We start from the raw sequence: 11,450 nt of genomic DNA on the forward strand, positions 1-11,450 counted from the left end.
ATTATAGGTTTATCAGGTATCAGGAATTTTTTATGTCATATTATCAGTTAATGCGACTTATCCATTTATACAAAATATATTAAAAATATATGTGCTCTGATTAGTCGGACTTTAATAAATAACTTAAAAACAAAAGTACGTCTGATACAATGGGCTTGAATTCAATGAAGTTCATCGCATATATATATTGCGGTATATAGATTATGCGATTGCTCTATCACCTGACAGTTCGAGAGCTTGAGCTATCGATAAGGATTTATCAGTGAAAATGAGGCCACTAACTGTCAACTGTGGCTAAATATCCAATATTTTGTAAGTTTTACTATTCAACCAATTATTTATTATTAGAGTACGTATGAATACACCTGCTAAATCGTCTAACACCTCTACATCTACTGATAACGCGCCTAATGTCTCAATCGCTGTTATCTTCCATAGTAATTATGGTCATACCAAGCGTGTCGCTGAGGCGATAGTACAAGGTGCGCATCAGCAATTGCCAGAAGCGCAAGCCAAGGCTGTCGATGTTTATGATGTTGATTGGGAATACTTAGATCAAGCAGACTTGCTGGTTTTTGGTAGTGCAGTGTATATGGGTAGCGTGACGGCTGAGTTTAAGACCTTTATGGATGAGACATCTAAGCGTTGGTATCATCGTAAGTGGGAGGGTAAATGGGCAGCAGCGTTTGCCAATTCGGGCGGCCTGAGCGGTGATAAACTTGCTGTATTGCAGCAGATTTCTCTATATGCGATGCAACATGGTATGAACTGGATTGGTCTGCCATTGATGCCGACAGGTCATGAGGCTCATGACTTAAACCGCCTGTCTAGCTTTTTGGGTCTAATGACTCAGTCGCTTGATGGGCCGCCTGAAGAGACACCAGGTTCGGGCGATATTGATACTGCTATTTGGTTTGGTGATCATCTGGCCAAAACGATTATTAAGCATCAACCAGCTGACACTAAGCGTTAAAAACAGCTAGAACCGACAGAGCGATCGAATAAAAAAGCAGACATTATCGATGTCTGCTTTTTTTGTGCCCAATTTTTATCGAGCGATAAGTGCTATTAAGCGCTAGGCTTTTCATGGAGCAATAAGCTTAGGAGGGGCAGGCTTCACAGGGATAGGACTGTCAACGAATTGAAATGATTGACAACCTCCTAATAGCATCGTTGCTACTAGGAAATAGGTAAAGGCGAATGACTTCATAGTAATATCTCAAAAACGATTTTAGCCCAACGATATGTCACGATTACTTATCATTAGAAGTCACAACAGTGAAGAGTCAGGCTTATTTGCAGACATTATATATAAAAATCAGCTGCTGATAGCAGTTTAAAGGCGATATATGTATTCGGTACTGTTTTTACGCAGGCTATCTCGCTGTTTATAGTATGGCTTATCTAACGCTCAGCTTTATTATTCACTATGTATAAAATTAGAAATATTTATAAAAACAGTGTCTGGTTTTGAGTGGCTGAGTAATGAATAAAATCTACAAACCGTATAGATATTCCCTTAGATTTAAGTTATTCACCAATTATTTGCCAACTGTTCGATAGTATCTATAGGCATTTTAACGGGTTGTGTTATAAACAAGAATAGTGATAATATGTTGAAAGCTGACCAAATAGTCAAGTATCGTATAGTACGAGTTTTCTAACAAAATTGTTCGATGAATGCTGATATTTGCAACCAGCTTACTTGATATAAAAAGTGCGCTGTCCTAGATTTTTTATCTCTTAAGAATGTATTATCAAATAAAACAGAATAACCGTACTTGAACGGTTGCAGCATGATGTAAACCAAATGCTTACTTTCAGCATTTAAGCCGTCAAACTCCTTAAGCCTTATGCTTATCTTCATTATTTTATTTTAGCCGAGTCTTGCTATGATTAGTTTTTACTTAAATGGGAAACGCCACGAGCTAACCCAGCTTAACCCTAATACGACGGTGCTTGAGTATCTACGATTGCATGAAGGCCAAACGGATACCAAGGAAGGCTGTGGTAGTGGTGATTGCGGTGCCTGTACTGTGATGGTTCAGCGCCTGCCTAACGCTAGCCAGCCAGCGCTTAATGATGAAAATGGCGAAGGAAAAAATGCTACGCCACCGTTCTATACGATTAACTCCTGCATTACGCTAGTGTCGCTTATGGATGGTCATCATCTGATGACGGCTTCTTATTTAGCAGATAATCCTGAGCATCATCCAGAACGTGCTCTGCTGCATCCAGCGCAGCAAGCGATGGTTGAATGTCACGGATCACAGTGCGGTTTTTGTACGCCTGGGTTTGTGATGTCGCTGGCTTGCGTTTATGAAAACAATCGTATGCAGACAAGTCCAGAAGCAGCAAATCAGAGTGATGCCAAGCAACTAAGCTATGATGAAGTGGTTGCTTCAATCTCTGGCAACCTATGTCGCTGTACAGGTTATCGTCCGATTATCGAGGCGGGCCTACTGATGAGTGATATCGGTCAGCAGAGAGAAGCAGAGCAGTCAGCAGTGAAAGACTTGACTATCAGTCTATCCACAGATGCGATGAGCAGTACAAAAGAATCAACAGTATCTGAAAATGTGCCAGATAACGTCGAATTAAAGAATGAAGAGTCGAAAGCGATTGCCCCTGCAATCAGTGATGCTGGGCGACAGTTATATATGCCCAAGTCACTAGATGAACTCAATCAGGTATTAGCTGCCTATCCGCAGGCTACGATTTGGTCAGGCGGTACGGATTTGGGATTGAGTGTAACCCAGCAGTTGGTTGATCACGAGGTCATTATCCAGCTTTCAGGTGTCGAGGCACTAAAATCATGGTCATTACTTGACGCAAAGTCTGACTCAAGCAATGAAGGGTTAGATAACGAGCAAGCTCCTAGCCAATCACTAGTATTAGGTGCTGGCATGAGCTATCAGCAGATGTTACCTGTGCTTGAGCAGTATTTTCCAAGCTTTGCGCAAGTATTTGAGCGCATTGCTTCTCCGCAAATCCGTAATATGGGCACCATCGGCGGCAATATAGCCAACGCTTCTCCAATTGGTGATTTACCACCGATTTTATTGGCGTTAGATGCGTCAATTCATCTGCGTCATTGCGCGCCTAATCGTGAAGAATCAGATAATGATTTAGATAGTAGTGATTCGGTTTGTACGGATGAGATCATACCGTTATCAGAGTTTTTCTTAGATTATAAAAAGACCAAACTGCAAGCAGGTAGTTACGTAGTCGCTATCCATATTCCTCTGATGCATGACAATCAGCACTTATTTATTCATAAAATTAGCAAACGCTACGAAGATGATATTTCAGCGTGTCTATTGGCTGCGCGAATCGATGTATCAGCAGATGGCATGACGATAGAGAATGCAAAGCTTGGGCTTGGTGGCATGGCTGCCATACCGTTATTAGCCACAACCTGTCAGCAAGCGCTCGTGGGACAATCTGCTAAAGTTGCGAGTTTTGAGCAAGCAGCACAAGTCTTGTCTGCAGACGTTACGCCTATGACCGATGTCAGAGCCAGCCGTGAATATCGCTCACATGTGGTACAGCGTCTACTGGTGAAGTGCGGTAAGCAGTTGGTAGCAGATAGACAGACTGAGACTGCTTAACTAGCAGAGTTGTAAATTGCTAATACCGCCTAATCGTTATATTTGCCAAGAATAAAAGAGCATTAATCAAAGCGTCCTAATAGAAGAGATCCGCCATGAGCCATCATTCGTCCTTATTTGACAGTTATAGTATCCGCCGCGTGCGTCCGCCAAAAAACAAAATTGGTACCTCGGCTAAGCATGATAGTGCGATTAGTCATGTCATGGGGACGGCGACTTATGTGGATGATATTGCAAAACCGCAAGGCACGCTACATCTGGCAGTAGGTAAAAGCAGCCACGCTCACGCACGTGTATTGAGTATGGATTTGAGCACTGTTAGAGATGCGGATGGGGTGGTAGATGTCTTAAGTTTTAAAGATTTGCCTGCGCAGACGGATATCGGTGCGGTGTTCGACGGTGAGCCACTGATGGTGGATGACATCACAGAGTATGTGGGTCAGACACTATTTGTAGTGGTGGCTACCAGTCATCGTGCTGCCAAAAAAGCCGCTACTAAAGCAGTAGTAGAATATGAGCCATTGCCAGCGGTACTTAGTATAGATAAAGCGTTAGAGCAAGAGTTGTTTGTGCGTCCGAGTCACTTTATGAAGCGTGGTGACGCGGCGACTGCGCTCGAGAACGCACCGATTCGCATTGAAGGTCATATTCATATGCGCGGGCAAGAGCACTTTTATCTCGAAGGCCAAGTGTCTTATGTGGTGCCGTGTGATGATGGCGGGCTAGAGGTGTACACGTCGTCACAGCATCCAAGCGAAGTACAGCAGCTGGTCGCCGAAGTGACAGACTTGCCATTTCATGCGGTAAACACAGTCGTGCGCCGTATGGGTGGCGGGTTTGGTGGTAAAGAAACGCAAGCCGCTGCTTGGGCGTGTCTATGCGGTATCATCGCCAAACGCCATAATGTCCCTGTCAGTATGCGGTTAGATCGTCAAGATGACATGGTGGTGACGGGTAAGCGTCATGAGTTTGCCAACCGTTATGAGGTTGGTTTAGACGAGTCTGGGCGTATATTGGGCGTCGATATGCAGCTGGCTGGCTTGTGTGGCTATGCGCCAGATTTGTCTGATGCCATCGTCGATAGAGCGATGTTTCATTGTGATAATGCCTATTATTATCCAGCTGCTCATGTGGCAGGGCATCGCTGCAAGACGCATACCGTATCCAATACTGCCTATCGAGGGTTTGGTGGTCCGCAAGGTCTGATGACTGCTGAATATATGATGGACCATATTGCCTATACGCTGGGGCAGGATCCGCTACAAGTGCGCTTAGCAAACTTATATCAAGATGGTCAAAGCACGCATTACGGTCAGACGATTGAGCATTTTGATTTAGCGACCATCATGACCAAACTGGCAGACGATTGCGATTATGACAATCGCCGTCAACAAATTATAGAAGCCAATCAAAAAGCTGCCGCTGAAGGCAGTGATAAACGTTTGGGTCTTGCTTTAACGCCAGTAAAATTCGGTATTTCATTTACAGTGCAAACGCTCAATCAGGCAGGTGCATTGGTACATATTTATACTGATGGCAGTATCCATCTCAATCATGGTGGTACGGAGATGGGGCAGGGTTTATATATTAAAATTGCCCAAATTGTTGCCAATGAATTTGACGTTGATCTGGATACAGTCAAAGTATCAGCGACACGTACGGATAAAGTGCCTAACACTTCACCAACTGCCGCGTCATCAGGTACAGACATTAATGGTAAGGCAGCACAGAACGCTTGTCTAAGCATTAAAGCTCGCATACTTGAATTTGCTGCTGAGCATTTCGAAGTGGCGCAAGAAGACATACTCTTTGAAAAGAACCATGTCTATATTGGCGATAAAGAAACACTGACTTTTGCTGAGATGATTCAACTGTCGTACCAGAACCGTATCAGCTTGTCGTCTACTGGCTACTATAAAACGCCTAAGATATTTTATGATCGCTCTAAAGCATGGGGACGTCCGTTCTTTTACTTTGCACTCGGTGCTGCCTGTGCTGAGGTTGAGATTGATACGTTGACAGGTGAGTACCAAGTACTACGCTGTGATGTGCTGCATGATGCAGGACAATCGATCAACCCTGCCATTGATATCGGTCAGATTGAAGGGGGTTTTGTGCAAGGTATGGGCTGGCTCACGGCAGAAGAGCTGATCTGGAATGATAAAGGAAAGCTCGCATCTGATAGTCCTGCTAATTATAAAATTCCAACCGCGCATGACTTACCTAAGCAGTGGAATGTCAAATTGTACGATCGCAAAAACGAAGAACAAACGATTTATAACTCTAAAGCCGTTGGCGAGCCGCCGTTTATGTTGGCAGCCAGTGTTTGGTGTGCCCTTAATAATGCGGTCGCGAGCCTTGGCGATTACAGAAAGAATCCAGAGCTGACCATGCCTGCGACGCCAGAAGCTGTACTAAAAGCAGTGATGCGCATGCAAGGCACGTCGTGGGATTTAACAACTAAAGCAGATACAGACACGATTGATAGTTTAGTAAAAGGCGCAGAAGAGAACAGTGACCTTTACAACGAAAAAGCAATGCCGCAAGACGTACGTCATGCTAAAGACATCGATCCAAAAGAAGTCGAAGGTAAACAAACCGATGATCAGCCTAACGCGATAGAGCATCCAAATGTAGCAGGGGCAAGAGGTCCTGCGCACAGTGAATGAGTCGTTAGCACCGCCAGTCGTTTGGTATGAAGGTCTAGCGCAATATCAGCAGCAAGGCATTGCTCACGTGTTGGCGACGGTCGTGGCTGTGAATGGATCTGCTCCTCGAGCGCTACAGGCAAAAATGATTGTCACGCAAGATAGTATCGTAGACACCTTGGGCGGCGGCGGTCTAGAGCACGACGTTGTCAATACGGCACGGCAGCTATTGAATGGTGAAATAGCGGCAACGGTAACAAAAGAAGTAAAACCAAAAGTCGCTGAAACTGACGGTGAAAGCACGTTAATACCTTCTAAAGCAGTGCGCCGTGATGCTGTCTACACCAAGCACTACCCGCTAGGTGCAAAGTTGGCACAGTGTTGCGGCGGTAGCGTCACCGTTATGTTCGAATGCTTCAACGTAACGCCGCCGATGTCAGTACTAGTGTTTGGTGCAGGGCATGTGGCATCAGCGTTAATGACCATTCTCGCTGAGCTACCTTGTCAGGTAGATTGGGTAGACAGTCGCCCAGAGATGTTTAAGCGTTACTTAGTTGATGAATCTACTACTAATCAATCCACACTTTATAACTTACCAGCGCATATCCGTCCGCATATCGATGATGAGCCTGTAGATTTTGTACGCCCATTTATCGAACAGGGTGGTCAGCGTTTTATTCTGGTTATGACTCATGATCATAGTGTTGATTTTGAGTTAGTACGGGCGGCATTAGATACTATTTCTGACATGAGTGCATCACGTGATAAATGCTCAGATACTTTGACACCTTACATAGGTTGCATTGCCTCGGCAACCAAAGCCAAGCGTTTTAGAGATCGTTTGATTCAGCGTGGCTACAGTGAGCAACTGGTGAATCAGTTGGTCATGCCGATTGGATTACAAATTGGCGGAAAAGAGCCGATGGCGGTGGCGGTTTCTATCGTGGCACAGCTCCTACAGCAGTATCATCAGGCTATTTCTTGAACGGCTCATTCCATATAACTTTTATACTTTTTATTAAATCATTAAAGCGCTTAGTACTATTTATCAAAACGCTCAGGACTACCAAGCCATTGTGAGATCTACGAATGACCCTACATATCTATCAAGCTCGACTGCTACACTACTTGACCGAAAGCGATCGTACTGAGCGTGCAACCTCTGATCATTCACAGACATTAGCTGTGGAACGAGACATTACGTTGCTACCAGTGATTGAAGGTGTACAGGTTTATCCTGAATATATCGCTGATGGTGCGCTTGTCGTAGATGATGTGACAGGGTGCATTGTAGAGTATGGTCATAACGAGACAATATTAGCGAAATATGCTAATACCTCTGAGCAAGTAGAACAGCCAGTAGTCAAAGTACATGATTATCGCGACAAACTTGTCATGCCAGGCTTTATTGATACCCATGTGCATTATCCGCAAATAGATATGATTGCTGCTTACGGTGAGCAATTACTTGATTGGCTTAATAATTATACTTTCGTTACCGAGGCCAATTTTGGCGATCCAAAAGTAGCACATGACACAGCGCAGTTCTTTTTAAATCAGTTGCTAGCCAATGGCACAACGAGCGCCATGGTATTTTCTACCAGTCACCCTGAATCAGTGAATGCATTTTTTACGGAAAGTCACAAGCTTAACACCCGCATGATCACGGGTAATGTCTTGATGGATCAAAATGCGCCTGATAATTTGTGTATACCTGCTGAGCAGGGCATTCGAGATACCCAAAACATCATTGATAATTGGCATGAGCGCGGCCGCCAACATGTGGCGATTACCCCGCGCTTTGCTATTACTTCGACACCCAAGCAACTACAAATGGCAGGTGAGCTGTATGCCAGTTACGAGAGTGTTTATCTGCAGACGCATCTAGCAGAAAATCATGATGAGATAGCCTTTGTGAAACAACTGTATCCCACTCATAAAGGCTATCTCGATGTCTATGATGATATGAGATTACTGGGTCGACGCACTACCTTGGCACATGGTATTCACCTTGAAATATCTGAGTATGAGCGTCTGCGTGCGACTGGTACGCAGATATCACACTGTCCGACGTCCAATCTGTTTTTGGGTAGTGGACTATTCGATTTACCCAAAACGTTAAGTTATACCGGTGTCAGTATCGCCACTGACGTTGGAGCAGGGACAAGTCTGTCGATGCTGACGACTCTGTCAGAAGCGTACAAAATCCAACAACTACAAAGCAATCAGTTATCCGCTCATCAAGGGCTATACCAAATTACTTTGGGTAATGCCCAGTCGCTATTATTGGATAATAAAATTGGTAACTTTATGCCAAATAAAGAAGCGGATTTTGTGGTCATCGATATGGGTGCAACGGAATTGCTTGAGCGACGTATGGCGCAGACCAAGACACTGGAAGAACAGTTGTTTGTGCTAATGATGCTAGGCGATGATAGAGTAATTGATCAGACGGTAATCGCAGGCGTGAGTCGTTATCGTAAATCAACTGCTTAATAAATTAGCGAAAAATATGAATAAAGAAAAAGCCCTGTTTATGTTAAACATAAACAGGGCTTTTATCAAATTGATTTGTGCTTAATGACAGCTTATAGTCAATCCCACCTAAAAGTGTTATAAACTAATAATCAAACCCAATTGTTATTATAAAGACCATGACTTACTCACTAGATTTTCGCAAACAAGTACTAAAAAGCTTAGATGATGGTATGACCTTTGCCGAGGCAGCTGAGTTCTACAATCTCAGCCCAACCACCATACAAAACTGGAAGAGACGTGTTCATAGTAAAACAACAAGGCAAACTAAACCTTATAAAATACCAGATGACGTGCTACTTAATGATGTCAAAGAATATCCTGATGATTACCAGTATGAGCGAGCACGTCGTCTAAACTGTAGTAAAACAGGCATTTATCATGCCCTAAAGCGCCTTGGTATCAGTCAAAAAAAAGACCTTAGAGCATCCAAAAGCGTGTCCGATCAAAAGAGCGATATACCACAGTAAGCTTGATATCTTTAAACAACAAGGCTATCCCGTTGTTTACATGGATGAAAGCGGCTTTGAGTACGAGACTATTCGCTCTCATGGGTACACATTAATTGGTACACCTTGTATTGATAGCTACAATTGGCAAGGTAAAAAGCGAACCAACGTTATCGGTGCTCTGTATGAAAAGATGCTGTTTGCAATTGATTATTTTACGCACAACATTGACAGCAGCATATTCTACGACTGGTGCAAGTTCACACTTATTCCAAGTCTTAAAACTAAATGCGTGATTGTGATGGATATTGCTAGATTTCATAAGAGTAAGCGTATTCAAAAGCTACTTAATAGGCATGGTCATCGTATTCTATGGCTGCCACCCTACAGCCCTGATCTGAACCCTATCGAAAAGAAATGGGCTCAGGTGAAGTTTCTACGCCAAGGCTGGATGGAAAATGACTTATCCAAATTGTTTTATGATATTTGTCCTGACCATAACAGTTTTATTTTGAACTGACTATAGTTGCATTCGCCTTTTAACTCAATAAACACATGCCAATCCGTGATATCAATCTCATAACAGTTATTACCCTCGCCATTGATACGATCAATAACTAAGAAATCACTGTCACGCCCAAGCGCGAGTAGAGGATGATGCCAGACATTAGCATCGTACTGTACACCTTGGTGAGATTTCGCATAAAACACGGCCAGATCGTCAGCAGACTGCGGCGGCACGCCAGCTTTGGCGACGACGACTATATAGTCTTGCCCTTCCATAGATACAAATGCTTGTGTCCCAAGCGGATGGTATTCCATGACCGAGAGCGCAATCGGATTCTCACGTTTTTTGGCTCGAAAGATACTCATACCAACTGAGCCACCGTCTAGTTTACTTTCGGCAAGTGCATGGTGACGAACCGCATAGCCATTATTGATCTCATAAGTATTGTCAGCATTTTGCTCACAGGCTTCATAGCGCTCGATGACCGAGCCATAAGGGGCAAAATTTGCTTTAGTCAAAGGCTTAGCCGTTAGAGTGACACCCATTATTTCGTCTCTTTACTGTCAGCACCAGCATCAGTATTAGCCTCAACAATTTTGCCATACACGCGTACACGGCTGATACCACCATCTGGGAAGATATTGACCCGAATATGAGTGATAGGCTGGTCTATCTGAAGCTTGTCTTTACCAAAGTGATGAGCGTCGTCAGCATTCGTTTTTTGCGGCTCAAGCAAGGTATCCCAAAACATACTTTGAGTCACTAAAGTTTGCTCTGGTGTATTCGGTGAGTAGACGGCTTGAATCGAGACTTTATCAGGATAATTACCCTTAAAATGAGCAGTATCTATCTCGATGGAATCAACGATACCTGCTTGACCTAGCGCGATGATGCACCAGTCATTGCCTGGCTCACGGCGACGACGAGTCTCCCAACCATCACCCATGTTAGGCGCTTTAGTTGGTAGTAGTAAATTACTAGCCGCACCAAAATGTGCATCGTTACTGGCAATGGCACGACCACCGTTTAATGCGCCTGCCAAGTCAAGCATCTCGCCTTGTGTATTTAGGCTGGCATCAAGTTGGATATCACCATAGACACGTAGTCGGGCAACGCCGCCATCTGGATAAATGTTTAAACGAATATGGGTTACCGTTTGCTCATTATTAATCTCGATAAGCTCATGGTTATGACCTTGAAGCGGGGTCATACCTACTAGCGCCTGCCAGTTTTTACCATCCCAGTCTTCTTTGCTTAGACTGGTAAGTTCAGTTTCATCTTGCTGTAGTAGCTCTGGCGCGTATAGAGCATCGACACTGGCGGAAGATGGGAAATTACCTGTAAAGTGACTGGTATCAATATCGAGACCAGCAATTTTGGTTGGGCGCGCAAGCTGGATAACTAAATAATCGTAACCCAAATGGCGTTTACGACGAGTTTCCCAGCCGTCCATCCACTTACCGTTGTCATCGAACTTACCCACGACAAAGATAGGTGCACCAGGATTTAGAATACGGCTTTTATCCGCAAAGAAATCGTCGGTGGCGAATAGTGATTTTGCCCCCAAGCGACTGTCAGCGACGTTTGATTTTTTGGTAAATGCTGGCAGGGTATCAGGTAGATTATTTGCGGAGATAATTTGTCCAACTTCTGAAGTGTTTTGACTCACAATGATTCCTTTTTTAATAATGGTGTTTAT

9 protein-coding genes are annotated in these 11,450 nt (G+C 43.9%); 7 read left to right on the forward strand and 2 right to left on the reverse strand.

What is annotated here, in order from left to right; genetic code table 11:
* The first annotated feature begins 355 nt into the window (after positions 1-355).
* From CXF61_RS00395 to CXF61_RS00425, 7 genes are all read left to right on the forward strand, one after another.
* Entirely contained in the window at positions 356-973 is a 618-nt protein-coding gene (locus CXF61_RS00395; RefSeq protein ID WP_165596746.1) for a flavodoxin family protein, read from the forward strand.
* A gap of 919 nt (positions 974-1,892) precedes the next feature.
* Positions 1,893-3,611 (forward strand): xanthine dehydrogenase small subunit, encoded by a 1,719-nt coding sequence (locus tag CXF61_RS00400; RefSeq protein WP_165596747.1) that lies wholly within the window; start codon positions 1,893-1,895, stop codon positions 3,609-3,611.
* Positions 3,612-3,706: 95 nt separating this feature from the next.
* Entirely contained in the window at positions 3,707-6,280 is a 2,574-nt protein-coding gene (gene xdhB / locus CXF61_RS00405; protein ID WP_165596748.1) for a xanthine dehydrogenase molybdopterin binding subunit, read from the forward strand.
* A complete protein-coding gene (locus tag CXF61_RS00410) occupies positions 6,273-7,244 on the forward strand; it encodes an XdhC family protein (RefSeq protein WP_165596749.1) in 972 nt (323 codons plus the stop codon). Before xdhB ends, CXF61_RS00410 begins: the two co-directional genes overlap by 8 nt.
* A 104-nt stretch (positions 7,245-7,348) precedes the next feature.
* Positions 7,349-8,755: a guanine deaminase gene (guaD, locus tag CXF61_RS00415; RefSeq protein ID WP_165596750.1), complete on the forward strand. Its 1,407-nt coding sequence runs from the start codon at positions 7,349-7,351 to the stop codon at positions 8,753-8,755.
* A 158-nt stretch (positions 8,756-8,913) separates the two neighbouring features.
* Entirely contained in the window at positions 8,914-9,264 is a 351-nt protein-coding gene (locus tag CXF61_RS00420; protein WP_165596751.1) for an IS630 transposase-related protein, read from the forward strand.
* Positions 9,191-9,763, forward strand: coding sequence for an IS630 family transposase (locus CXF61_RS00425; RefSeq protein ID WP_165596752.1), 573 nt, complete (start codon positions 9,191-9,193; stop codon positions 9,761-9,763). Before CXF61_RS00420 ends, CXF61_RS00425 begins: the two co-directional genes overlap by 74 nt.
* On the opposite strand, the gene CXF61_RS00430 is transcribed toward CXF61_RS00425, so the two are convergent.
* On the reverse strand, positions 9,721-10,296 hold the full coding sequence (locus CXF61_RS00430) for an ureidoglycolate lyase (RefSeq protein WP_165596753.1): 576 nt from the start codon (positions 10,294-10,296) through the stop codon (positions 9,721-9,723). The genes CXF61_RS00425 and CXF61_RS00430 overlap by 43 nt on opposite strands.
* A complete protein-coding gene (alc, locus tag CXF61_RS00435) occupies positions 10,296-11,390 on the reverse strand; it encodes an allantoicase (RefSeq protein WP_319830342.1) in 1,095 nt (364 codons plus the stop codon). Before alc ends, CXF61_RS00430 begins: the two co-directional genes overlap by 1 nt.
* Between the last annotated feature and the right edge of the window lie 60 nt (positions 11,391-11,450).

This window comes from Psychrobacter sp. 4Dc, from assembly GCF_002836715.1.
In the GTDB taxonomy this organism is placed as follows: Bacteria; Pseudomonadota; Gammaproteobacteria; order Pseudomonadales; family Moraxellaceae; genus Psychrobacter.

Bases quoted from the DNA above. Each gene is read 5' to 3' on its own strand.
- CXF61_RS00400 (WP_165596747.1), top strand. From the start codon at position 1,893: ATGATTAGTTTTTACTTAAATGGGAAACGCCACGAGCTAACCCAGCTT.
- CXF61_RS00395 (WP_165596746.1), top strand. From the start codon at position 356: ATGAATACACCTGCTAAATCGTCTAACACCTCTACATCTACTGATAAC.
- xdhB (WP_165596748.1), top strand. From the start codon at position 3,707: ATGAGCCATCATTCGTCCTTATTTGACAGTTATAGTATCCGCCGCGTG.
- guaD (WP_165596750.1), top strand. From the start codon at position 7,349: ATGACCCTACATATCTATCAAGCTCGACTGCTACACTACTTGACCGAA.
- CXF61_RS00430 (WP_165596753.1), bottom strand. From the start codon at position 10,296: ATGGGTGTCACTCTAACGGCTAAGCCTTTGACTAAAGCAAATTTTGCC.
- CXF61_RS00420 (WP_165596751.1), top strand. From the start codon at position 8,914: ATGACTTACTCACTAGATTTTCGCAAACAAGTACTAAAAAGCTTAGAT.